Source organism: Marinobacter sp. C7 (assembly GCF_022343555.1).
Classification (GTDB): domain Bacteria; phylum Pseudomonadota; class Gammaproteobacteria; order Pseudomonadales; family Oleiphilaceae; genus Marinobacter.
Genome location: NZ_JAKQZH010000002.1, coordinates 702,916 through 726,704, shown reverse-complemented (window position 1 = coordinate 726,704; position 23,789 = coordinate 702,916). Strand labels below are relative to the sequence as shown.

Below are 23,789 nucleotides of genomic sequence, written 5' to 3'. Positions count from 1 at the left end.
ATGTCGATGATTCCGGACAACCCATTCTCGCGCGCCGGAGGCTGGTGCCTTTACGTGGCAGTGCTGGGATCGCTTGCGATCGCTCTGCCCAGAGAGTTTATTGTCCCCGGCGGCGCGCATTTCATCCTGCTGATCGGCGGGATCGGCCTCTGGCGTTACTCCGTGGGCATCACCCATTTTGTCCGGGGCATGTACTTCCTGCACCACGCCTATCCGATTCTGCGCCGCAAGGCACGGAAGCTCGGCGATGAGGCCGCACCGTCCCATGTATTCCTGATGGTGACCAGCTTCCGGATCGATGCCGCCACGACTGCCCAGGTCTACGAGTCCATCATCCGGGAAGCGATCGACTGCGGCTGGCCGACCACGGTGGTCGCCTCCATCGTGGAACTGTCCGATGAGATGCTGATGCGTTCGCTCTGGCGGAAACTGAACCCACCGGAGCGGGTCCAGCTGAATCTGGTCCGGATTCCCGGCACCGGCAAGCGCGACGGCCTGGCTTATGGCTTCCGGGCCATTTCCCGCGCCATTCCCGATGACGACGCCATCGTTGCGGTCGTTGACGGCGACACCGTTCTTGACCCCGGCGTGGTCCGCAAGACTGCCCCCTATTTCAAACTGATGCCGCGGGTGGGTGCACTGACCACCAACGAATTCTGTGAGGTGAAAGGCAGCTACATGATGTCCGAGTGGCACAAGCTGCGTTTCGCGCAACGGCACATCAACATGTGCTCCATGGGTCTTTCCCGGCGCGTCCTGACGCTGACCGGCCGGATGTCGGTCTTCCGCGCCAGCGTGGTGACCCGCCCCGAGTTCATCTCCGATGTCGAGTACGACTCACTCAAACACTGGCGGCTGGGGCAGTTCCGCTTCCTGACCGGCGATGACAAATCAAGCTGGTACAGCATGATGCGCCTGGGCTACGACACCTTTTACGTGCCCGATGCCTCTATCCATACCGTCGAGCATCCACCCGATCCGAGTTTTATCCGCTCGGCCAGGCAGCTCATGTTCCGGTGGTACGGCAACAACCTCCGCCAGAACAGCCGGGCCACCAAGCTGGGGCCGGGGCGTCTGGGCTGGTTCACCTGGTACGTGCTCTGGGATCAGAGGATCTCCATGTGGACCAGCATCCTGGGGCTGACCGCCGCGATCGTGGCAGCGATCAAGTACTCCGGCGTGATCCTGATTGCCTATCTGCTCTGGATCGGCCTTACCCGCCTGGTGCTGAGCGCCATGCTGTTGGCCACAGGGCACCCGGTCGGGCCGGCCTACCCGCTGATCCTGTACTTCAACCAGATCTTCGGGTCCCTGATGAAAATCTATGTGTTCTTCCGGCTCGACCGGCAGTCCTGGACTCGCCAGAAAACCAGTTACAGCACGGATTCGGCGTCGTTCCAGCAACGCATGAACCGATGGTCTTCCCGGATCATGACGTTCTCTGCCTCCAGCGTTTTCCTGGCAACCGTCATGTTCATCGTGTGACGCCAACCGCGTCACCGGGAACGAAGCATTACCAAAACAGCTAACACTCAAGGGTCAAAGTAATGAACACGGCAGCGATTGCACCGCAGTTTGTACACGAATCCGAAGCACAGAGGCAGTTCGCCAGGGTCCGCATGCCGGCGACGCTCTTCGTGAAACTCGACGGCGCCCCGGTGCGCTTTCCACTGGAAGATCTCTCTGCCGGTGGGTTCTGCATACGCCTGGGCAATGAGTCCCTGCGTCGCGGGAAGGTCTATAACGGCCGCCTGGTCTTCAAGGTCGATGGCATGGACATGGCCGTGGAAGTGGAGTTCGTGCCCCGCAACATGGGGCAGGACAGTGACCGCTGTGGCTGTGAATTCCAGAACCTGGGCCAGCGCGAAGTTTCAGTCCTGCGCTACCTGATCACTTCCTTTCTCAGTGGTGAGCTGGTCTCTGCCGGCGACGTCCTCAACACCCTGTCCCGGGAGAACTTCACCAAGGCACGCAAGAGCAAATCGAGCCAGGCGCTCGGATTCTTCGCCAGTGCCCGGGCGATGATCGTGAGCCTGGTGGTGATGGGCATTGGCCTGATCGCGGTCACCTTCATCGGCTACCAGCTCTGGCAGATCTATTTCGTCACCAAGGCAGAAACCGCCATGGTGGCCTCCGAGGATATACCGGTCAGCCTGCCCAAGGATGGCAAGGTCACTACCCTGGTCAAGCCTGGCGACAAGGTCGAGGCTGGCCAGCCCATCGCGACCTTCGATGCGCCCATGCTCGCTTACGTCAACGATCTGGTAGGTAACGGCAATTACACCGTCGAACAGATCGAGGAACTTCTGGGCCAGAGCGTCCGGGGCACCCTGACCAGTCCGTGCGACTGCAAGGTACTTAACCTGCTGCCCGCCAAGGACCAGTACATGAGCAAGGGTGAACAGATCGCGGTGATGGTCCCGACCGATGCTTCCGCCCACGTCATCGCCCGATTCAACTTCACGGAAGGGGAAAACCTCCAGGAAGGCCAGAGCGTCACCCTGCACCTGGCGGGCGGCGAGACCCGTGCGGGCACCATCGAGTCGCTCTACGTCGATGCCGAGACACCCAACCAGCCGGGCACCGCCATCAACGCCCTGGTTCAGGCGGAGAATCCCCTGCCGATCGAATCGGTGGGACGCCCTATCGGCGTGACGGTTGATGTGTTCCAGCTTTCCTCGCTGGAAGGCGTCGTCAACCAAGTATCCGGCAACTGATTGGAGCCACCGGCCATGATCCATAAGGCGTCAACAGCAATGCTCCTGATGCTGGGAATCGCTGGTTGCAGCAGCCTCCCGGATATGGAGCGCGCAGAGCGGGAAGCCGAGGCCGGTAACCTTGGCGCAGCCCGGGCGGAGCTGACCAAGCTCGCCGAGTTCGGGCTCGCCGACGCCCAGGTTGAGCTGGGCGACCTGTACTCCGATGAAGACTCGGATGAGGCCTTCCGCAAGGCTCTGCACTGGTATCAGGCAGCTGCGGAGCAAGGCAGTGACCGGGCCCTGAGTCGCCTGGGCAAGCTGTATGCCCGCGACGGCAAAAGCGTTACCCAGCGAGGAAAGGGCGAATTTTACCTGAAAAAAGCCATGGCGGCCGGCGATGACAGCGCGCTGATGCCGTTGATCGAGCTCTACCTCGATCACCCGCGGGAATTCCCCGAAGCCGACCCGGTGCAGTGGATCCAGCGCGCGCGGCAGAAAGGTGACCCGTCCGGCGACCTGGCCCTGGCGCGTTACTACATCATGAACGGCCAGCTCCAGGCACGGGCAGGCGAGATCGTGTCCCTGTGTGAGCCGATCGCCATCTCCCACCCGGACTGCCTGATCATTCTGGCCCGGGTCTACCTCGAAGAACGGCAGAACGACCGTTTCGACGCCCTGGTCACCAGGGCCCGCGAGGCCTGGGAGCAGGGCAAAATCGACGATCGTGACCTGTACGTGTTTGCCCGCTGGCTGTCGGACGACGAATCGCCCGCCAAACAGGTCGCCGTGACCAACGATCTATACCAGCTATTGATCCCGGACTATGTGCCTGCGATCACCGGCCGGGCCCGGCTGATCATGGACAACACCTACCTGGCGGACGCGGAGGAGGTCATCCGCTTACTGGAGACCTCCCGCAGTCAGGGCGACCTCAAAGCCTCTCTGACCCTCGCCCGGGTGTATGAGCGGGGACGAATCGTCCCGATCGACGCCCGCAAGGCCATCGAATACGCCCTCGAAGCAAGGGAGAAGTACCCCTCGGCAGACTACCTGCTCGGCCGGATCTACAAGCGGGGATATCTCGGCGAACCAGAGCCCCGCAAGGCCAGGGACTATTTGCTCAAGGCTGCCCGGCGCGGGTACGCCAAGGCGGATTACGTGCTGGCAGAGATGTTCTGGGAGGGCAAAGGCATCGAAGTGAACAAGCTCTACGCCTGGTCCTTTGCCCTGCTGGCCAACGAGGCCGGCTTGCCACGGGCAAGAGAACTGCTGGTGGAGATGGTGCCCCAGATGCCCCGCGCCCTGGAACAGGCTGCCGAAACACTGGCGAACCGGGAACTGGCAGCGCGCCGTGAGGCGTCCGGCGAGGCCGGGGAAACAAACAGACAAAATCAGGGGAGTTGACCAACATGGTAAACAACGGAACCACCGGAATGGCCGGACTGATAATGGTGCTCGGCTGCCTGGGTACATCAGCCAGCTGGGCGCAGGAATTACAGGACGGCGAAAGCGAAGCGTCCTATCCCAGACTGCTGGACTACAACACGCGGGCCAAGCTCAGCGTCATCAGCGAGGGTGACCGCAAACTCGGCACCAACCCCGCTTCCAGTACCAAGTCGGACGAAGTGGCACTGGACCTTAAGCCCGAATGGGTCTGGCAACTCTCACAACACTGGCGTTCCAAGCTTCGCCTGCAGGCATTCGGAGCGACGGGGCAAGTCGACGTCAGTGATGAGATTGGCGGTACGGAAACCGACGCCTTCTTCGCGCTCAGGGAGTTCTGGTTCGATTACAACGGGCTTACCGACTACCCCGGTGAATCCATCCGCTTTGGCCGCGAGCGGCTGAAGGAGGATACCGGCATGTGGTGGGACGATGACATCACCCTGACCCGCTGGATTTTCGACACCACCCTGCTGGATACCACGGTGGGCATCGCCAACAAGATTTCCGAAGCCCGCACGGACGTCACCGAACTGCCGGTGGAGGAACAGGATCTTGCCCGGGCGTTCGCCCAGACCCGCTGGCAATGGCACAAGGACCACTACCTCACGTTCCTGGTCACCCACGCCGAGCGTTACAGCGATGACCGGGACCTGCAGCAGGAAGCCGGCGACGGGCTACCCGAACGGGTCACCGATTCGCTGACCTGGGCCAATGCCCGCGCGGATAACGCCTACTTCGACTGGCACTCCGACAGCTGGTTCCAGTACCTCGCGTCCGTGGCCGCGGTTAACGGTGATCAGTCCCGCCCGGATATATCCGACACCGGCGTGCTGTCCCGGCAGGAGCAGGAAGTCAGCGGCTGGGCCGCGGATATCGGCCTCCGGGCCCAGCTTCTGGACAGTCCCCGCTGGACCGCAGGTATCCATGGCGCAATGGCCTCGGGCGGCGAGAGCACCGATGAGTCAGACGCCTTCCACCAGACCGGCCTGGAAAGCAACCGGTCCCGGTATACCGGTACCCGATCCCAGGTCGCCCGGTTCGGCGAGGCATTCCAGCCGGAGTGGAGCAACCTGAAGACGGCGACGGCGTACACCGCCCTGACCAACCGGGACGACTGGGCGGCAAACTTCATCTACCACCGGTACTGGCTTTCCGACCGGTCCGGCACCGTGACCTCTGACCTGATCGAGCCCGGATTCACCGGCAACAGCGACGATCTCGGCGAGTCCTTCGACGTGGTGCTGAATTACTTCGGCGATGACGCTTCGTCCTGGGCGACCGCGGACGTGCGACTGCGGGGAGGTGTTTTTCTCCCGGGCGACGCCTACGGACCGGACGCGGACGACGCCCGGCACCGCGTAGTTCTCGATGTTTCCAAGCGATTCTAGGTAAACGCCCATGAAACACCATCAACTGTTGCGCATGCTGCCTCTGTATACCTGTGTCCTTCTGGCACCGGTGGCAGCTGCAGCAAATATGGAGACACAGCTGGCGCCTTCGGAGTCCGCCACCCAGTATGAACTGGATGACTACCGGCTCCAGGTGGTACCGGGCGACGAAGTGGCCAGCGAGCTCCCGGAGCTGCCGGACGTATCGCAATACAACCGCGACGCGGTGGAGCAGCAGCTGGCAGAACGGCCGGACGGTGCGCCACAGGTATCCGTCCAACGCATAGGTGACATCCCGGCCCTGGGCGACTTTGTCGATCAGGGCCGGGCACGGGAGTGGGTAATCCGTCAGTACTCCCACCCGAAGGCGATTCTGGTGGATGCCGGCCGGGCAACGCTCGACGACGTCTACGAGCAGGTCGGCAACCGTCGTTACATGGAACGCAACGACGATGGCTCCTACACCATACGCCTGCCGCTGGTGGTTCAGCCGGAGGCAACGTTGGTGATCCGTGAGGAGACTCTGAGGCTGTCCGAGGAACGGGGCGCCTTCATGGCCAACGACGGCTGGCTGTTCGTCATCGACAGCACGATTACCGGCTGGCGGGAAAAGGCCAACGGGCCGGCCACGTTCGTCAAGAAATCCCAGTTCCGGCCGTTTTTCGTGGGCTGGGGTGGCAGCGAGACCTTTGTGCTCGGCTCCACGTTCAAGCACCTGGGATACAACCAGAGTAAGTCCTATGGCTTCACGGTCGCCCAGTACTCGGAATACGACAACAAGCGTCTGCAACGGTCCGCACCCGAAGGCTGGCTGATCGAATCCACGTTCTCGGACATCTATTACGGCTTCTACTGCTACGAGGCGGAGAACGTCGCCATCGTCAACAATCTCTACCACGACAACATCGTCTATGGCATCGACCCGCACGACTACTCCAGCCATCTGCTGATCGCCGGGAACGAAGTGTACGGGACCCGGGAGAAGCACGGCATCATTATCTCCCGCGAGGTGAACGACAGCTGGATCATCAACAACCACAGCTACGAGAACGGTTTGTCGGGCATTGTGCTGGACCGGCAGAGCCGCCGTAACGTGGTTGCCAAGAACCTGGTCCATGACAACCAGGGGGATGGCATCGGCCTGTACGAGTCACCGGACAACCTGCTGTGGGGCAACCGGTTGATGAACAACCTGCGCAATGGCATCCGCGTGCGCAACAGCACGAATGTCCGGGTCTACCATAACGTCGCTGCCCTCAACGGCACCTACGGCATACTCGGCCAGATCAAGGATCTGAGCGCCACCGACCGCAACTTCAAGGAAGACTATTACCACCAGGCGGTGTCGATGACCATCGTCGGCGGCAACCTGGCGTCCAACGCCAGCGGACCCCTGGCGACGGACAATCCGCAATATCTGGAAATCTACGACATCAACATGCGCTTTCCGCGCTCCGACGTCGGCATTCACTTCGAGGGTCTGCTGGGCACCTACCAGACCGAGATTTTCGATGCCCTCCTGAACGGGCGCCATGCCGTGCGGCTGACGCCGAATCCCGTTTCCAACAACGGTAACGCCGGAGGCTGACCATGGTATTTTCATCCAATATCTTTCTGTTCCTGTTCCTGCCCGCATTCCTGGGGCTCTATTACCTGACGCCGTTCCGGCACCGGTCCTGGGTCATCCTGCTGGGCAGCTACGCCTTCTACGCCTGGTGGCGGGTGGATTTCCTGCTGCTGTTCGTTGCGGTCACGCTGTGGAACTATGTGATTGGCCTCGGCATCCACCACAGTGGCATCGGCACGGCCCGGGCGCGGAAGTGGGTGGCCGTGGGCATCGCGGGCGATCTGGCCACCCTGGGCTACTTCAAGTACGCCAACTTCGGCGTGGACAGCCTGAACAGCCTGTTCGTGTCCCTCGGCTATCAGCCGCTGGAACTGGCACATATCATTCTGCCCATCGGCATCTCCTTCTATATCTTCCAGGCCATTTCCTATGTGGTGGATGTGTACCGGGGGGATACCGAGCCGACCCGGCGCTTTGTCGACTTCGCCGCGTTCATCGCATTGTTCCCGCAACTGATCGCCGGACCGGTCCTGCGCTACAAGGATCTGGCGGACCAGTTCGCGTACCGCACCCACACCCTGGAGAAGTTCGGCGAAGGCGCCATCCGCTTCATGCAGGGCTTCATCAAGAAGGTGTTCATCGCCGATTCGATCGCCCCGTTGGCGGACAGTGCCTTCGCACTCTCGGACCCGAGCACGGCTGACGCCTGGCTGGGCATCCTGGCCTACACCGCGCAGCTCTACTTCGACTTTTCCGGCTACTCGGACATGGCCATCGGGCTGGGCCTGATGATGGGCTTCCGCTTTATCGAGAACTTCAATCAGCCCTACATCAGCCAGAGCATCACCGAGTTCTGGCGGCGCTGGCACATCAGTCTGTCCAGCTGGCTGCGCGATTACCTGTACATCCCGCTCGGAGGCAACCGGGGTGGCGTGTTCAGTACCTATCGCAACCTGCTGCTGACCATGCTGCTCGGTGGTCTCTGGCACGGCGCCAACTGGACCTTTCTGCTCTGGGGCGCATGGCACGGTGGTCTGCTGGCGATTGAGCGGGCCCTGGGCGTATCCGGTGCTCCCCGCAGCTTCCGGGTCAGCCGCTGGCTCATGACCTTCCTGTTCGTGATGATCGGCTGGGTGACCTTCCGGGCCTCGACCATCGGATCGGCTTTCGAGTTCTACGGCGCCATGTTCAGTTTCTCCGGCTTTGAGCTGAGCAGCGTCTATCTGAAGGACATCCGTGGTCTGAACGTGGCAATCCTGGCCCTGGCCTACCTGATCGTCGTGGTCATGGGCATGAGGGACCGCTTCTCCTGGAGCCTCAACGGGGTGCGCAGCACGCCGTTGCGGGTGGTCCTGCCAACGCTGCTGTTGCCCGTGTTCCTGATGGCGGTGCTCAAGCTCTCTGCGGAAAGTTTCTCACCGTTCCTCTACTTCCAGTTCTGAGGTGATGCCATGACCAGGACTTCAAAAAAACTGACCGCCGGACTTTTCATCGTCACCGTCCTGACTCTGGGCGGACTGTCACTGCGCTCGCTCGCCAACTACGGGGGAGCCGAAAAGCTCGACCCGATCAACGGCGAGCTGGCGCGGGATCTGGAAAGCCACTACGACGACAGCTTTCCTGTCCGCGACCTCGGGACCAATATCTGGGCGGCCATCAATTACCTCGTGTTCGACGAGGGGCGTCCCGGCGTGACCATCGGACGCGAGAACTGGCTGTTCACCGATGAGGAGCTGTTCCCGGCCACCGACAACCCGGAGCTGATCGACACCAATCTCGAGCGCGTGGCAGAGGTCAGCCGGTTCCTGCGCGCCCAAAACATTCCCCTGGTGGTTCTGGTGGTTCCCAGTAAGGCCCGCGTGTATGCCGAGAAGCTGGGTGATCACCGCCCTGCCCCCGAGATGCAGGCGCTGTATCCCCGGTTCCTGGAACGCCTGGAGTCCGAGGGCATCGCCGCGCCGAATCTGCTGGACGATCTCGAGCAGGCCCGGGAACGGGGCACACAGGTGTTCCTGCGGACCGACACCCATTGGTCGCCCGAGGGCGCCGAGGTCTTCGCGCGGCATGCCTCGGGCTTCGTCCGACACACCCGGGAGGAGCAGTCATGGGGCGAACAGACGTTCGTCACCACGCTGGGCGAGCAGCGCACCCATGAAGGCGATCTGCTCAACTACCTGCCGCTGGATCCGTTGTTCGAGCAGCTGGCGCCGCGTCCCGACCGTTTCAACGAGCGCGAGACCGTGAAGGCCAAGAATGGAGAAAGTGCCAATGACCTCCTGTTCTCCGATCAGCAGACCGACCTGGTGCTGGTCGGCACCAGCTACAGCGCCAATCCCCTGTGGGACTTCCCCGGTGCGCTGCGCCGCTATCTGGGGAAGGACCTGATCAACGTGGCCGAGGAGGGGCAAGGTCCCTTCGAACCCATGACGGAATACCTCCAGTCCGAGGAATTCCGGTCAAACCGGCCGAGCCTGGTGCTCTGGGAATTCCCGGAGCGTTACCTGGCCCAGCCGATCGCCTCCGAGCAGGCACTGGCCTGGTTCGGAAACACCAGTCATCAACTGGCTGCTGCAACTAACCACCGTAATCAATCAACCCCTGAGGAGCACTGACATGCATCCATTATTCAAAGCCCTGAGTCTGCTGCTGGTTTTTCTGCTCACTCCCCTGGCTGCCCAGGCCGGTGAAGATGCCCTGTATGCGGCCGAAGCGCCGGACGGCGCTGCCTTCATCCGGGTCGTCAACGCGGACGTCAAGGGTACGGTGCCCGAGGCCTCCATTGGCGGGAAGTCCCTCAAAGACATCGAGCCCTTGCAGGCAAGCCCCTACATCTACTTGCCGGAAGGCGGGTACAAGCTGTCGGTCGCAGGCCGCTCCGCCCAGGTAACCATGACAAAGAACCAGTTCTACACGGCCGTGGTCATGGACTCCGGCGAGGTCATGATCCTCGAGGACGAGGAGTTCAATAACCCGCGCAAGGCACTGATTTCTTTTTACAACCTGACCCCAGACTCGCCGATTTCGCTCAAGACCGCCGACGGCAAGGTGGAAGTCATCCAGGGGGTGGACTCCATGGATGTGTCGAACCGCGAAATCAATGCGGTCAAGGTTTCTCTCGGCGCCTTCGAGGATGGCCAGGCCGTGGCCACCACACCACCGGTCAATCTGCAGCGCGGCAAGGTCTTCAGCTTCTTCATCCTTGAGGTCGAAGGCTCACCGCGGCTGATTGTCAGCGAAAACAAGGTGGACACCTCGATTTGAGCCGTGACAGGGCAAAGAGATATTCCGTGAAACAAGTGGAGACGGTATTCATGCACCGCATCAGCAAGCGTGCTCTCCGCCTTGCCTCCTGGCCGGGGTGCTTCTTGGCGACGGTACTGGCCGGGATTGCGCTCGGCCTGCCGGACGCGTCGGCGGCAGAGTTCCCGGAGTACGAGGTCGACGCAGAGCTCGACCTCTGTCCGGCAGCTTCCCGGCTTGAGTCCTACGACACCAGCTACCTGAAGAACTTCAATGTTCTGGTCGATGGCAAGGACGGCTGGCTGTTCCGGTCGGATGCCGAGCTGCCCGAGCAATTCGGTCCGAGCCCGGAAGGGCTCGTCCATCTGAGACGGCTGGCCCGTCACCTGAAACAGACCACCGGCACGGAGCTGGTCATGGTGTTCCAGCCCACCAAGGGCCTGGTCCATCCGGACAAGCTCCCCGAGTATATGCCGGTGTCTTTCTCCTGGCCCTATGCGCGGACCAACTACGTCGGCGCACTGGAGCGTTTCCGGTCCGCAGGCCTGGTCGTTCCCGACCTCAGCCCGCTGCTCCGGGAAAAGGACCGTGAGCAGGCCTACTACTTCAAGCGCGACCACCATTGGACACCCTACGGTGCCAGGCGCACGGCGAAACTGGTAGCCGAGCGGATCAAGCAGATGCCGGCCTACGAATCTTTGTCCAAACAGAGCTTCGAGACGCGCCGTACCGGCCTGATCCGCAAGAACGGCTCCCTTCAGGATGCCGCACGCAGGATCTGTGGCCAGACCTGGCCGACCCAGTATGTGGACGAGTTCCGGACCCAGGCCGCCGGCACTCTGGAATCGTCCGAGGCCAGCGCCCTGTTCGGCGATGACACGCTGCCACCCATCACCCTGGTGGGCACCAGTAACAGCAAGGGCGCCCAGGACTACAACTTTGCCGGTTACCTGCAGGAATACCTCGGCGTTGAAATCCTGAACGTCGCGGTTGCCGGAGGCAGCTACGACGGCTCCATATTCGAGTACCTGATGTCCGACAACTTCCGGCAATCGCCACCAAAGATCCTGATCTGGGAATTGCCGGCCTACCACACGGTCGACAGCGTGGAGTTCTACCGCCAGGTGGTTCCCATGGTGACCGATGGCTGCAACGGCAGTAAGCCGGTGTTGCAGAACACCGCCAGAGTCTCCGCCGGAACCACGGAAGTGCTGTTCAACGGCGGCGGTGAATTCCTGGAACTGCCGAGCGATGAATACCTCATTGAACTCCAGTTCAGCGATCCGAAAGTCAAGGAAGTCGATGCTTTCATCTGGTTCGTGTTCGGTCGCAAGGACCGGATCGACCTGGAGTACGGTTCCCGGGTCGAGACCACGGGACGTTTCATGTTCGAGTTGCCCACCGGCGAGAGCTGGAACGACGAGCTGTTCATGTCTCTCGACCTGAAGCTCGAGCCCGAACAGGTCACCGAGGACCTGACGGTCACCGCCAAGGTCTGCCGCCGTCAGGACATTTAAACAGTACACCCACAGTGACAGGAGTGTTGCGTTATGAGCACGGAAGATCCGAGACAACTACCCAGAGCCTGGCGCGCCTTGATACCAGCAACGGTGCTGGGCCTGATCGGCACCCCCGTCCTCAATGCCGCGGAGTGCCCGACCGAAGGACTCAGGGCACCTCTCGGCTACTACCAGATCCCCGAGCCCCGGGACAGCGGTAGCTACAACTGCGAGATGGTACCGCCACACACCGGCGACATGGATTTCACCAGCAAGTACGAGGGCAGCGACAGCGCCCGCAATGAACTGAACGAGGCCGCCTACCAGGAGTATCTGGCTGCGTCGGAAAAGATCCGTACTTTCGAAAAAGAGCTGATTGCCGCCGCCGATGACTATCAGGTGGACGGCGATGGCCCTGCGGCACGGGACTGCGTGCTGGCCAACCTGGAGGAGTGGGCAAATGCGGACGCCCTGCTGCCAGAGAACATCAACCACGTTGGTCAGGCGGTACGCAAATGGGCTCTGGCCGCATCGGCCAACGCCTACCTTCGGGTGAAACTGTCCTCCGGCGAAACCGCCCTGGACCAGGACCGGATGGCGCGTATCGAAGACTGGTTCTCCCGGGTCGTTGATGGCGTGCGCGGGTACTACACCGATCGGGAGCCCCGCAAAGTCAACAACCATGACTACTGGGCCGCCTGGGCAGTCATGTCCGCATCCGTGGCGACCAATAATTGCGGGGACTGGTCCTGGTCACTTGCCAAGTTCGACGAGGCGATGGGCCAGATCACCGCCGACGGCTATCTCCCGAAAGAGTTGAGCCGGGAGGACCGCGCCCTGGAGTACCTGAACTACGCCATGCAGCCACTGACCCTCCTGGCGGTATTCGCCGAGGTAAACGACACCCCGGCCTACGGGGAAAACCGGGAGCAATTCTTCAAGCTGGCCCAGAACGTCGTGGACGGTCTGGAGGACCCCAGTCTCATTGCCGAGATCAACGGGCACGAGCAGATCACCAAAGGGCTCTACACCGGCTGGGGGCTGGCGTGGCTGAGGCCCTGGACGGAAACCTGGGGGGGGCTGTCGGGCATGGCGTCCTTCCTGGACGAATACGGCCCGATGAAAAGCACCCGTCTCGGGGGCGATATCGAGTTTCTGTACGGTGTCGAGCCGCTCTGGCCAGACGGAACCGACCCTTACCCCCCGTTCGATCTCCGCATCGACGGACAGACAACCAACGGCTGACCAATGGCACCCGCCCAGGTCAGAAATCAGCCCGGGCCTGACTCCGGGCATTCAAGAAGCGAGGAAAGGAGCAGGACTATGATTCCAGTGATACTCTCAGGTGGCACAGGCTCCCGGCTTTGGCCACTGTCACGCCGGGCCTACCCCAAGCAGTTTCTTCCCCTGCTGGACGAACAAAGCATGTTCCAGCAGACCCTGGCCCGCCTGCCGGAAACGGAGGTTGAGGCTCCCGTGATTGTTGCCAACGAGGACCACCGTTTCCTGGTTCAGGAACAGCTCAGCGCCATCGGCAAAACCGCGCATTCCATCCTGTTGGAGCCTTTCGGACGCAATACCGCGCCTGCCGTGGCACTTGCCGCCATCGAAGTGGCCAGGAACGATCCGAAAGCCATCATGCTGGTCCTGCCGGCCGACCATGCCATTGACCAGTCCGAGCCTTTCCACAAGGCGATAACCGAAGGCATGAAGGCGGCCAGGGACGGTAATCTTGTGCTGTTCGGCATCACGCCGGACCGCCCGGAGACCGGCTATGGCTACGTCGCGGCCGGCAACCCCGAACTGGCGCCCAACGAGCCGCGCCCGGTTCGCAAGTTCATTGAAAAGCCGGATTCGGCGACCGCCCGGGCTCTGCTTGAGGAGGGCGGTTACTACTGGAACAGCGGCATGTTCATGTTCCGTGCCGACGTCTATCTGGCGGAGCTGAAAAAGCACAGCCGCGATATCTACGACACTGTCCTGCTGGCCGCAAAATCCCTGGAGCAGGACATGGGCTTCAAGCGGATTCCCGCCGAAATCTTCGCGCACTGCCCCGAGGATTCCATCGACTACGCGGTGATGGAAAAGACCACCCGCGCCACCCTGGTGCCGCTGGATGCGGGCTGGAGCGACGTGGGGGCCTGGTCCTCTATCTGGGACATCAGCAACAAGGATGACCAGCGCAACGCCGTCTACAGCGACGCCTGTCTGAGGGAGACCTCCGGTTGCCTGGTCCATGCCCCCGATAAACTGGTGGCCATGGTCGGCGTGGAGGATCTGGTTGTCGTGGACACCAAGGACGCCCTGATGGTCGCCCGCCGTGATCGCGTTCAGGACGTCAAACACGTCGTCAATGAGCTCAAGTCCGAGGCAAGATCGGAAACCGAAGTTCACCGCGAGGTGTTCCGGCCCTGGGGCAGCTACGACAGTATCGACAACGGTAACCGGTTCCAGGTCAAACGGATCACTGTCAAACCCGGCGAAAAGCTCTCCCTGCAGAAGCACCACCACCGGGCCGAACACTGGATCATCGTTCGCGGCACCGCGGAAGTGACCCGGGACGAGGAAACCTTCCTGCTCTCGGAGAACGAGTCCACCTACATACCCATCGGTTCGGTCCATCGCCTGTTCAATCCCGGCAAGATTCCCCTGGAACTGATCGAGGTCCAGTCCGGCGCCTATCTGGGCGAAGACGATATTGAGCGCCTCGATGACCAGTACGGGCGGACGCCGGAGGAGGCGGAGCCGGACCAAAGCGAACCGGAAGAAGAAGCAATCCCGGTGATGATGGACCGGGCCTGATGCCAACGCCCGCTCCCCTGGTGGCGGGCGTTATTCCCAGAATTTCAGAGGAGACTGATCATGGATTTCGAATGCTTTAAAGCCTATGACATCCGGGGGAAAGTACCGGAGCAACTCAATCCCGAACTGGCCGAGCGCATCGGTCGGTCCTATGTGGAAGTCACCGGTGCCCGCAAAGTGATCGTCGGCTATGACATTCGGCTGTCCAGCCCGGAGATTGCCGCCGCGCTGAGCCAGGGACTCATGGCTGCAGGCGCCAATGTGTTCGACATTGGCCAGTGTGGGACCGAGCAGGTGTATTTCGCGACCAGTCATTTTGGCATGGATGGCGGCATCATGGTGACCGCAAGCCATAACCCTAAAGACTACAATGGCATGAAGATGGTCGGCCCGGATGCCCGCCCGATCAGCTCCACCAACGGACTACTGGCCATCCGGGAAGGCTGCCGGGAACCCCTGGGCAAGGCCGCCCGCCAAATGGGGGAGCTTTTCCACATCGACGCCATGAAACCCTACATCGAACACCTTCTCGGCTACATCGACAGGGATACCCTGACGCCGCTGAACATCGTTGTGAACCCCGGCAATGGCGGCGCTGGAGAGGTCATCGATGCTCTCGAACCGCATCTGCCCTTCCAGTTCCATCGTGTTCACCATGCACCCGATGGTAACTTTCCCAACGGCGTTCCGAACCCGCTGCTCCCGGAAAACCGGACACCCACCTCCATGGCCGTCACTGCCAGCAATGCAGCCATGGGCATCGCCTGGGACGGTGATTTTGATCGCTGCTTTTTCTTTGATGAGAAGGGCCGGTTCATCGAGGGCTATTACATCGTCGGCCTGCTGGCAGACCAGTTCCTGGGCAAGACCGGCAGCGGTAAGGTGATCCATGACCCGCGCCTGACCTGGAATACCCGCGAACTCGTTGAAAAAGCGGGTGGAGAGCCCATCGAAAGCAAGACCGGTCATGCGTTCATCAAACAGCGGATGCGGGAAGAGGACGCGATCTACGGTGGCGAAATGAGTGCCCACCATTATTTCCGGGACTTCGCCTACTGCGACAGTGGCATGATCCCGTGGTTGCTGGTGGCCGAACGACTCTGTCAGTCAGGGGTGTCATTGTCGTCACTGATCGATGCCCGCATCGAGGCCTTCCCCGCCAGCGGGGAGATCAACCGCACGGTAAAAGACCCGGAGAGCATCCTGCAGGCCATCGAGCGCCGCTATCTGGAAGAGGCCCTGTCGGTAACGCACACCGATGGCCTGAGCATGGAATTCCAGCGTTGGCGCTTCAATCTGCGCATGTCCAACACCGAACCCGTGATCCGGCTGAACGTGGAGAGCCGGGGTGATATCGAACTGATGAAATCCTTTACCCGTTCCCTGCTCGATGACATCGAAGAACTCGATGGCCAGACGCGGAAGGACGCCCAGATCAGCGTCGCCATCTGAATCCGGGTAACCTGGCCCTCGCCAGCGGGGCCAGGTTACCTTCCCCCACCAGAGCCGCCACGCACTGGATAAAAAAACGCCAATCGGCGATAATCCCCGACCGTTTTGTGTCCCGAAATCCTTACTTTTCCGCTCAGTACCATGACATTTTTACAAGTAGCCCAGACACTTATCTTTGTTGTTCTTCTATTTAACACCGTACACCTGTTACCTGTGCTGGGACGCACACTGGTGGGCCCGGCCAACACTCTGCAGCCGGGATTTCATTACAGCATTCTCGGTATCCGGCTGCTGCGTAACGGCATCGGCCTGATCCTGGTGCCCGCCACCGCGGCGCCAAACCCCGAGATTCACGCCCTGGTGCCTTTCGGCATTTTCGTGTTCCTGATGCTGGCGGGCATCAACAGCCTGCTTACCCAGCTGCAGAAACGCAGCCTGATGGACTGGTCCGAGGACCGTTACGGGACCGAGTGACCGCGGCTTTCCTGAAATTGCAGTAAAGCATTCACTGTTTGGGTGTAGGGTGCAGAAACATCCAGACGTTCGCATCGCCGGAGCACCGCCCCGGCGATGCTGTCCAACTCAAGCGGCCTGCCCTTTTCCTTGTCCACCAGCATGGAAGTCTTGATCGCATTGAAGTTGCTGATCAGGTCGAACATCTCGTCCAGATCCTTCTGACCAAGGTTTGCCCCATCTGCCTTTGAAGCCTCCACCGTCTCCGACATCATGCCGTAGACGATCTTGCCGAATTCCGGGTGGTGGGTCAGGCTGCGGGTGTCGAGCCCCGTTAACGCGGATAGCGGATTGACGCCGTTGTTGATGACCAGCTTGCGCCAGAGCTCGTAGCGGATGTCGTCGGTGACGGTGGTCGGTATCCCTGCTTCGTTGAAGGCACCCTCAAGCCGATCAAGCAGCGGCAACCGGGTATCATCCGGCGCGCCTGCCTGCGGCCAGGCTCCCATAACAATCTGGGCAACTCCCTCGGCAAACACCTTTCCGGGCTCGACGATATGCCCCCCGATGCGCACAGCCAGACCACCCAGCACCCGGTTTTCCCCGACCACATCGGCAATCATTGGTTCGTTGTCCACACCGTTTTGCAGTGAAAGCACCGGCACGGATCCGGCCCGCAGCCAGTCGCCTAGCTCCTCCATCACCGGTCCGGTCGCGGTCGATTTCAAGGCAACCGCAACCAGATCAAAGTCATCCGGCTGATAATTCTGCACCAGTGTTGGGTGGTCGACCGACGGTAACTGGCAGTCGAGCCTCTCGCCCTCATAATCTACCTGAAGCCCCGCATTTTGCAGGGCCGTCAGGTGATCGCCCCGGGCCGTGAGCACAACGTCATGGCCTGCCTTGGCGAGCCGGGCCGCATAATAGGCGCCGATCCCGCCGGCACCGATCATCAACACTTTGAGGGTCATGGTGTAATTTCCTGCCGCAAGAAAGCCAACACTTTACCATGACAATCCCTGGAAATAGCGGATGTGAGAATGGCCGTTACCCCTGACGGCTGACAATCACCCGGCCATCCCGAACCGAGGCCATAACCGGAAGTTGCCCCAGCAACACCTCATAGGGGGACCGCCCCTGAAGAACCACGCAGCGTGCCGGCAACCCTTCCTCGATGCCGTACTCCTTCAAATCCAGGGCTGCGGCGCCGTTGTCCGTAATGAGTTCCAGCGACCGATCGATCCAGCCCATGCCAAGCATGTGGCAGGCGTGCAGGCCGACGTCCAGGGTGCGCAACATGTTGCCGTTCCCCAGCGGGTACCAGGGATCCCGGATGGAGTCCTGACCGAAGGCTACTTTCAGGCCCGCGTCCAGCAATTCTGGCACCCGGGTCAGGCCACGCCGTTTTGGGTAACCGTCAAATCGCCCCTGCAGGTGCAGACTCTCTGTGGGCATCGACAGGAAACGCAGGCCGGATTTCTTCAACAACCGGAACAGCCGGCTGCAGTAGTGGTCGTTATAGGAACCCATGGCACAGGTATGGCTGGCAGTGACCCGGGAGCCATAATCGAGCCTGAGGGCTTCGGCAGCCAGAACCTCCAGGAAGCGGGATTCGGGATCGTCGATCTCGTCACAATGCACGTCGACCAGGCGGTCGTGCTTGTGGGCCAGCTCCACCAGCCAACGCACCGATTCCACACCGTAATCCCGGGTGAATTCGAAATGGGGAATGCCACCAACCACATCGGCTCCCAGACGCACGGCCTCCTCCATCAATTCCCGGCCCTGGGGGAACGACCAGAGGCCCTCCTGCGGGAAAGCCACGATCTGGAGATCCACCGTTTCAGCCATGCGCTCGCGCACTTCAAGCATGGCCTTAAGGCCTGTCAGCTTGGGGTCGGTCACATCCACATGGGTGCGGACATGCTGAATACCATGATCGGCAAACAGTTTCAGCGTCTGCTCGGCCCGGCCGATCACGTCGTCGCGGGTCAGGCTGGCTTTGCGCTCGGACCAGCATTCAATACCCTCAAACAGGGTTCCGCTCTGGTTCCAGCGTGGCTCGCCGGCGGTCATGGCCGCGTCCAGGTGGATGTGCGGCTCCACGAACGGTGACGTGACCAGATTACCGCCGGCGTCCAGCTGATTCTCACCGGCATCGGCGGGTGCGGACTGGGCCTGGATGCTGCGGAACCGGCCATCGACGATGGTCAGTTGAAACAGTCCCTCACGGCCCTGCAGCCGGGCGTTGACAATGGCATTCAGGTTTTCACTCATAACATCTCCACATTCTCACTCTGGCCCGGATCATCGCTTTGACAGAAGGTGAGCCAGCACCAGGGTCTTGAAGGTTTCATCAGGGTCGGTCTGCGGAGGCATGTCCTCCGCCAACCGGTTCATCCGGTTCCGGATGGTGTTTCTGTGGCAGCCAAGCGCCTCGGCCATGGCACATTGATTGCCCCGCTCGGCCAGCCAGGCTTCGAGGAGATCCGCACTCCCGGCAAGACGGTCCTGCATCCCGGGCAGGTACTGCCCGATGAGTTTGTCCAGCTGATGACTGCCGAGGCGGCCCACCAGGGCATCGGCCAGACCGTCACCCTCGGGCGGTTGTACCTGTTCCTCGGTCAGAATGGCCCTGCCGATGGTCTCCGTCACATCCACCAGCGGCAGCGAATACGGCTGCTCGAACAACGGTATGGCAAGCTCATCCGCCAGTCGGCTCAACATAGAGGGCAACTGGCCGATGTAGGCATCGCCGGTCAGCACAACCAGCCCCGAGATGCGGCAGTCCTTGCCTTCATAGAGACACTCGGCCAGGTTCGCCGGGCTACGATGGCGACTGATCCCGGTGACAAACACCAGCTCGCCGCCCCTTACCCACTGCCGGAAAGAACGGTTCTCCGCCAGGTAAGGCCAGCGCACCGAGTTGTCCGCGCCGGAACTTCCGCCCCGGAGCTGAATCGCTCCGAGGCCGGGAAGTTGCGGAATGTCGCGGCATTGCAGGGCCATTTACGCGACTCCCAGGACCTGGGCCCGGCGCTCGCGCACCGCGTCGCTGACCAGCAGCACCAGCCCATAGCTCGCCGCCGCAACCAGTACCCCGACAATCGGAGCAATCCAGGGTGAGGTATAGGCCGCCGCAGAGCCGATGGCATAGGCCGCCAGCCCCGGCACGTTAAACGCCGGCAGGGTCGCTTCCTCAAGGGCCGGGTACTGACGCTTGTAGCCGATAAAGTAGCTGGCCATGATGACGCCACCGATGGGCGGAATGAAGGTTCCCAGCAGGACCAGGAACGGGATCAGCCACTCGTACATACCCATGACAGCCAGTGCGGTACCGATGGCGGCACCACCAATGGTCACCGACTTGCGTCGACGGGTACGCAACATGTTGCAGCCGGCGACCGCGAAGTTGTATACGGTATTATCCTGCGTGGTCCAGAGATTCAGGAACAGCATGAGGATGCCGAGCGTGGCCAGGCCCTGGGCTACCATGATGTCGACGATGTCTGCCTGCTGGTAGACCAGCGCGCCGAAGGCGCCGATCAGGGTCATCAGACCGTTACCGAGGAAAAAGGCAGCCAGGGTGGCAATCACGGCAGTCTTGCCGGACCTGGCAAAGCGGGTCCAGTTGGTGGCCTGGGTGCCGCCACTGACGAAAGTGCCAAACACCAGCGTAATCGCGGCCGCCACCGTCATGTCATCGGCCGGGGTAATGGCCAGCAGCCCGGTGAGACCTCCGGCATCGGAGGTGGCAATGGTCATGCTGACCGCCACCAGAATGATCATGGCCGGTACCGCAAAGCGGGACAGCATTTCCAGCCCCTTGTAGCCAATGAAGGCGGTGATACAGAAGCCAAATCCGAACACCACCATCAGGGGGGTGGTCCAGCTTTCCGGCAGGCCGGTCAGCTTGACCAGCAGGATGGCCATGGTGGCCGTGCCCCAGGCGTACCAGCCGATCTGGGTAAACCCGAGAATGAAGTCGGACAGCTTGCTGCCCAGCTCGCCAAAGGTGAAGCGGCTCATCAGCGCCGTGTTCAGGCCGGTCTTGGCGGCGATGTAGCCGAGTATCGCCGCGTAGGTGCCCAGCAGGAGATTACCGACGGCCAGCACCAGCAACATGGTGGAAAAATCGAAGGCGACACCGATACTGCCACCGGCCCACATGGTGGCCGTGAAGAACGTGAAGCCAAGGAGAACCAGACCCATGGACCAGATGCTGCGACGCTGATCCATGGGAACCGGGCTAAGGGGATAGTCCTGTTCCTGGGGAGATACTTGTGAAGTCATTGCCATTGTCTCTCTGTGGTGAAAACTCACCAGAAGACATGGCAACGTCTATGCCACATGGCGTTTAATTCAGCCACGCGCTAAGGAAATAAGGACCCTGCCTGTGCACTCTGCACAAAAAAAAAGGCGAAGAGACCTCTGATGAGACCTTTTCGCCTTGTTTTGGTGCAATAAAGCCGGCCAGTTTTCGTTTCAGTGCAGCCCACGATCACCTACGCCTCAATTCCTGCCTTGCCGATGCCCCCGGAGTTGAGAACCCAAAACGATATAGAGCCCCGGCAACCACCGCCACCACAATCCCCGACAGCGCAAACGACACACCAAAACCACCAACGGCCAGGATCGCACCGAACAGCAACGGGGCCAGGAAGTGGATCGCCCGGTTGGCCATCAGCCGCATACCGAGCGCTCCGGCCCGCTGGGCTTTTTCGACACTTTCCGCCAGCACCACCATCGACAGGGGCTGGCACAGACCGGACCCCACTCCCACCAGAACCGACAACAACGCCACGAGGGGCGCATTCCCGGCAAATCCCAGGCAGCCCAGGCCAACCGCAAGCGTACCGAGGGACAGATAGGTCGCGTTTTCGCGGCCGCCCACCCAAGCAATAATCCTCGGGATGAACGGGCGCGCAAGCATGGACACGCCTGCCCGAATGCTGACCAGCACCCCGATTACCGCGGCGCTCATTTCGAGGCTGTCGAGATACACCGGCAGGTAGCTGCCATAGACACCCAGTGCGAACATTCCGGCAATTGTGATCAGTACGGAAATCTGCACGCCGGTATTCGCCCGCATCAGCCGGGCCTGCGCCCGGAATCCGGTTTGTGACCGGGCCACCCGTTCGCCCCGGTTGGCTTCGCCGGTAAGCAGCAGGCCGGTGACGCCACCGGCCAGGGCGATGGCGGCCATCACCAGGAAAAGCCTGCCAACGCCGCCCGCCAACTCGATCCAGCCCCCGGCCAGCAGGGGCCCGAGCACCTGGCCGCCGGACAGCCAGGTTGCATACCATCCGAAATAGCCTTCCAGCCTGGGCCCCGTTGCCAGTGACGAGATCACGGTCTGCGCCGAGAGCACCATCTGCAGGTGGGCCAGGCCGACCAGCAACTGGCCGGCAATCAGGCCGTAAAAGCCCGGTAATGCCTGCATCAGCACCAGGCCCACCACCATGACCAGCGCCCCCGCGACCAGGGTCACCCGCCCGCCATACCGGGTGACCACGCCGCCCAGCGGAATAGCCAGCAGAAACGGGAGCAGGTACTGGGAACTCAGCACCACCCCCAGCATCAGCGGGCTCGCGCCCAGCTCCAGACTGTAGACCGGGACCGTCACCAGCAGCATCGAGTAGACGACGAAGCAGAACGTCAGCGATACGCAGACGGCCACGAAATTTCGTTTGGTCTCGTCAGCAGACAAGAGCGTAGTCTCCAGGGAAAGGAATGTTCAGTCGTTTGCCTTACGGCCATGGAACGGATTATTGTGAACTGTTTCGTATGCTACCTGAAAGCCATGTATCAGAGAGACCCCATGAATCCGACGATTGAACTCCTGAAATCCCACCGCTCCATCCGAAAGTTCAAGGACCAGAAGATCCCCCGTGAGCTGCTGGAAGAGCTGGTCAGCGCCGGTCAGTGTGCCGCCACATCGAACCACGTACAGGCTTATTCGATCATCCACGTGGTCAATCCGGAGAACCGCCGCAAGATTTCCGAACTGGCCGGTGGCCAGGCCCATGTGGTGGAAGCCTCGGATTTCCTGGTATTTTGCGCCGACATGAAACGCTCCACCGAAGCCGCAGAACGGGCCGGCGCCGACGTGGTCCGGGGCATGACCGAGCAGCTGGTGGTGGCCAGTGTCGATGCTGCCCTGATGGCCCAGAACGTGGCGGTTGCCGCCGAATCCGAGGGGCTGGGGCTGTGTTACGTGGGCGGAATCCGGAATGACCCGGCCCGGGTGGCCGAGATCCTGAAATTGCCGGAGCACGTCTACCCGGTGTTCGGCATGAGCCTTGGCTATCCGGATCAGGATCCGGAAGTTAAGCCCCGGCTGCCGCTGGAGACCATCCTCAAGGAAGATTATTACGATGACAGCAAGGATGAGGAGCAGGTCGCCGCGTTCGACGACACCATGCACCAGTATTACCTGGACCGCACCGGTGGCAACAAGGATTCCAGCTGGTCGAAGGAGCTGAAACCGCTGTTCACCACCAAGCTGCGCCCGCACATGAAGGAATTCCTCAACAAGCGCGGGTTCGGCGTCAAGTAACCCCGACGACCTCAGGCGTCCTCAAGGATGAGGACCACCAGTTCCTTCGGACCGTGGGCACCGTAGGCCAGGACCTGCTCGATGTCCGCGGTCTTGGACGGGCCGGACACCAGAAGGAGATTGGTGGGCAAGCCCGCCGACCAGTTCTGACGCTGCATCATGGCGTAGAGGTTGTCCTCGATCTCGCTGGCCTTGAGCAGGGCAATATGCAGCGGCGGCAGGAGGCTCATCAGCCTCGGCTCGTGCCGGTCCGGCCACAGGACCAGCGAGCCGGTGGCGGCAATGGCGCCAACGGTCCCGGTCAGGCTCGCATCCACTTGCCAGAACAGCTCCTCCTTCCATTCCTCCACCGGCCGGTCATAGGCCAACAGTTGCGCGGACGAGCCTGATTTCGGCCAGTATTCCGCGAGTTTCTGGCCATGGGCCGTTGCCGGGGCATGCAGCAGGTTGGATAGGTTACGCTCGGCCAGGATCGCGGCCACCTTGTCCGGCCAGTTGTCACTGTGGACCTGATGAATCTCGGTGTGCACCGCTTCCATGAGGTTGCGCAGCCGTGTGATCCGGTCCTCCGGCGCGTACTGCCAGGGTTCGGTCACCAGACGTTCGTCGAAGTCGTCCGGCCGTGGGATGGAGCCGGCCAGGCCGGTGCGAAGCTTGTTCAGGATATTGCTGCGGGCGCTCATG

Annotated in this window: 20 protein-coding genes; 14 read left to right on the top strand and 6 right to left on the bottom strand. The window is 61.4% G+C overall.

Annotated elements, in window-relative coordinates; all coding sequences use genetic code 11:
* Positions 1–6 precede the first annotated feature (6 nt).
* The 13 genes from MD273_RS13205 to MD273_RS13145 all read left to right on the top strand — a co-directional run bounded on the left by MD273_RS13205 (position 7) and on the right by MD273_RS13145 (position 16,567).
* Positions 7–1,485: a glycosyltransferase family 2 protein gene (locus tag MD273_RS13205; protein WP_239038491.1), complete on the top strand. Its 1,479-nt coding sequence runs from the start codon at positions 7–9 to the stop codon at positions 1,483–1,485.
* Positions 1,486–1,547: 62 nt separating this feature from the next.
* Positions 1,548–2,717: a PilZ domain-containing protein gene (locus MD273_RS13200; RefSeq protein WP_239038249.1), complete on the top strand. Its 1,170-nt coding sequence runs from the start codon at positions 1,548–1,550 to the stop codon at positions 2,715–2,717.
* Positions 2,718–2,732: 15 nt separating this feature from the next.
* Positions 2,733–4,103 (top strand): tetratricopeptide repeat protein, encoded by a 1,371-nt coding sequence (locus MD273_RS13195; protein WP_239038248.1) that lies wholly within the window; start codon positions 2,733–2,735, stop codon positions 4,101–4,103.
* Positions 4,104–4,108: 5 nt separating this feature from the next.
* On the top strand, positions 4,109–5,533 hold the full coding sequence (locus MD273_RS13190; protein WP_239038247.1) for an alginate export family protein: 1,425 nt from the start codon (positions 4,109–4,111) through the stop codon (positions 5,531–5,533).
* 10 nt (positions 5,534–5,543) lie between these two features.
* A complete protein-coding gene (locus MD273_RS13185; RefSeq protein WP_239038246.1) occupies positions 5,544–7,121 on the top strand; it encodes a right-handed parallel beta-helix repeat-containing protein in 1,578 nt (525 codons plus the stop codon).
* 2 nt (positions 7,122–7,123) lie between these two features.
* Positions 7,124–8,542: an MBOAT family O-acyltransferase gene (locus tag MD273_RS13180; protein WP_239038245.1), complete on the top strand. Its 1,419-nt coding sequence runs from the start codon at positions 7,124–7,126 to the stop codon at positions 8,540–8,542.
* Between the two features lie 9 nt (positions 8,543–8,551).
* The gene (locus MD273_RS13175; RefSeq protein WP_239038244.1) at positions 8,552–9,712 is read left to right on the top strand and encodes an alginate O-acetyltransferase; all 1,161 of its coding nucleotides are present in this window, start codon (positions 8,552–8,554) and stop codon (positions 9,710–9,712) included.
* A gap of 1 nt (position 9,713) precedes the next feature.
* Positions 9,714–10,361, top strand: coding sequence for an alginate O-acetyltransferase AlgF (locus MD273_RS13170; protein ID WP_239038243.1), 648 nt, complete (start codon positions 9,714–9,716; stop codon positions 10,359–10,361).
* Between the two features lie 26 nt (positions 10,362–10,387).
* The gene (locus MD273_RS13165) at positions 10,388–11,857 is read left to right on the top strand and encodes an alginate O-acetyltransferase AlgX-related protein (RefSeq protein ID WP_239038242.1); all 1,470 of its coding nucleotides are present in this window, start codon (positions 10,388–10,390) and stop codon (positions 11,855–11,857) included.
* 33 nt (positions 11,858–11,890) lie between these two features.
* The gene (locus MD273_RS13160) at positions 11,891–13,084 is read left to right on the top strand and encodes an alginate lyase family protein (RefSeq protein WP_239038241.1); all 1,194 of its coding nucleotides are present in this window, start codon (positions 11,891–11,893) and stop codon (positions 13,082–13,084) included.
* A 78-nt stretch (positions 13,085–13,162) separates the two neighbouring features.
* Complete coding sequence (locus MD273_RS13155; RefSeq protein WP_239038240.1) at positions 13,163–14,641, top strand: mannose-1-phosphate guanylyltransferase/mannose-6-phosphate isomerase; 1,479 nt, start codon at positions 13,163–13,165, stop codon at positions 14,639–14,641.
* Positions 14,642–14,701: 60 nt separating this feature from the next.
* A complete protein-coding gene (locus MD273_RS13150) occupies positions 14,702–16,093 on the top strand; it encodes a phosphohexomutase domain-containing protein (protein WP_239038239.1) in 1,392 nt (463 codons plus the stop codon).
* Between the two features lie 231 nt (positions 16,094–16,324).
* Entirely contained in the window at positions 16,325–16,567 is a 243-nt protein-coding gene (locus MD273_RS13145) for a hypothetical protein (RefSeq protein ID WP_239038238.1), read from the top strand.
* On the opposite strand, the gene MD273_RS13140 is transcribed toward MD273_RS13145, so the two are convergent.
* The 5 genes from MD273_RS13140 to MD273_RS13120 all read right to left on the bottom strand — a co-directional run bounded on the left by MD273_RS13140 (position 16,552) and on the right by MD273_RS13120 (position 22,256).
* On the bottom strand, positions 16,552–17,517 hold the full coding sequence (locus tag MD273_RS13140) for a ketopantoate reductase family protein (RefSeq protein WP_239038237.1): 966 nt from the start codon (positions 17,515–17,517) through the stop codon (positions 16,552–16,554). The genes MD273_RS13145 and MD273_RS13140 overlap by 16 nt on opposite strands.
* Positions 17,518–17,593: 76 nt before the next feature.
* Positions 17,594–18,823, bottom strand: a complete 1,230-nt coding sequence (codA, locus tag MD273_RS13135) for a cytosine deaminase (protein ID WP_239038236.1) — start codon at positions 18,821–18,823, stop codon at positions 17,594–17,596.
* A 30-nt stretch (positions 18,824–18,853) separates the two neighbouring features.
* On the bottom strand, positions 18,854–19,555 hold the full coding sequence (locus MD273_RS13130) for a PucR family transcriptional regulator (RefSeq protein ID WP_239038235.1): 702 nt from the start codon (positions 19,553–19,555) through the stop codon (positions 18,854–18,856).
* Positions 19,556–20,839 (bottom strand): cytosine permease, encoded by a 1,284-nt coding sequence (gene codB / locus MD273_RS13125; protein ID WP_239038234.1) that lies wholly within the window; start codon positions 20,837–20,839, stop codon positions 19,556–19,558.
* Between the two features lie 208 nt (positions 20,840–21,047).
* On the bottom strand, positions 21,048–22,256 hold the full coding sequence (locus MD273_RS13120) for an MFS transporter (protein WP_239038233.1): 1,209 nt from the start codon (positions 22,254–22,256) through the stop codon (positions 21,048–21,050).
* A 111-nt stretch (positions 22,257–22,367) separates the two neighbouring features.
* Between MD273_RS13120 and nfsA the strand changes: the two genes are divergently transcribed.
* Entirely contained in the window at positions 22,368–23,105 is a 738-nt protein-coding gene (gene nfsA / locus MD273_RS13115) for an oxygen-insensitive NADPH nitroreductase (RefSeq protein WP_239038232.1), read from the top strand.
* An 11-nt stretch (positions 23,106–23,116) separates the two neighbouring features.
* Here nfsA and MD273_RS13110 read toward each other — a convergent pair whose 3' ends face one another.
* On the bottom strand, positions 23,117–23,788 hold the full coding sequence (locus MD273_RS13110; RefSeq protein ID WP_239038231.1) for a LutC/YkgG family protein: 672 nt from the start codon (positions 23,786–23,788) through the stop codon (positions 23,117–23,119).
* Position 23,789: the final 1 nt, after the last annotated feature.

What these genes read in the sequence shown, in the direction of transcription:
- MD273_RS13170 (WP_239038243.1), top strand. Translation starts at nt 9,714, where the DNA reads ATGCATCCATTATTCAAAGCCCTGAGTCTGCTGCTGGTTTTTCTGCTC.
- MD273_RS13155 (WP_239038240.1), top strand. Translation starts at nt 13,163, where the DNA reads ATGATTCCAGTGATACTCTCAGGTGGCACAGGCTCCCGGCTTTGGCCA.
- nfsA (WP_239038232.1), top strand. Translation starts at nt 22,368, where the DNA reads ATGAATCCGACGATTGAACTCCTGAAATCCCACCGCTCCATCCGAAAG.
- MD273_RS13190 (WP_239038247.1), top strand. Translation starts at nt 4,109, where the DNA reads ATGGTAAACAACGGAACCACCGGAATGGCCGGACTGATAATGGTGCTC.
- codA (WP_239038236.1), bottom strand. Translation starts at nt 18,823, where the DNA reads ATGAGTGAAAACCTGAATGCCATTGTCAACGCCCGGCTGCAGGGCCGT.
- MD273_RS13205 (WP_239038491.1), top strand. Translation starts at nt 7, where the DNA reads ATGATTCCGGACAACCCATTCTCGCGCGCCGGAGGCTGGTGCCTTTAC.
- MD273_RS13140 (WP_239038237.1), bottom strand. Translation starts at nt 17,517, where the DNA reads ATGACCCTCAAAGTGTTGATGATCGGTGCCGGCGGGATCGGCGCCTAT.
- MD273_RS13160 (WP_239038241.1), top strand. Translation starts at nt 11,891, where the DNA reads ATGAGCACGGAAGATCCGAGACAACTACCCAGAGCCTGGCGCGCCTTG.
- MD273_RS13185 (WP_239038246.1), top strand. Translation starts at nt 5,544, where the DNA reads ATGAAACACCATCAACTGTTGCGCATGCTGCCTCTGTATACCTGTGTC.
- MD273_RS13200 (WP_239038249.1), top strand. Translation starts at nt 1,548, where the DNA reads ATGAACACGGCAGCGATTGCACCGCAGTTTGTACACGAATCCGAAGCA.
- MD273_RS13150 (WP_239038239.1), top strand. Translation starts at nt 14,702, where the DNA reads ATGGATTTCGAATGCTTTAAAGCCTATGACATCCGGGGGAAAGTACCG.
- MD273_RS13130 (WP_239038235.1), bottom strand. Translation starts at nt 19,555, where the DNA reads ATGGCCCTGCAATGCCGCGACATTCCGCAACTTCCCGGCCTCGGAGCG.
- MD273_RS13195 (WP_239038248.1), top strand. Translation starts at nt 2,733, where the DNA reads ATGATCCATAAGGCGTCAACAGCAATGCTCCTGATGCTGGGAATCGCT.
- MD273_RS13110 (WP_239038231.1), bottom strand. Translation starts at nt 23,788, where the DNA reads ATGAGCGCCCGCAGCAATATCCTGAACAAGCTTCGCACCGGCCTGGCC.
- MD273_RS13175 (WP_239038244.1), top strand. Translation starts at nt 8,552, where the DNA reads ATGACCAGGACTTCAAAAAAACTGACCGCCGGACTTTTCATCGTCACC.
- MD273_RS13180 (WP_239038245.1), top strand. Translation starts at nt 7,124, where the DNA reads ATGGTATTTTCATCCAATATCTTTCTGTTCCTGTTCCTGCCCGCATTC.
- codB (WP_239038234.1), bottom strand. Translation starts at nt 20,839, where the DNA reads ATGACTTCACAAGTATCTCCCCAGGAACAGGACTATCCCCTTAGCCCG.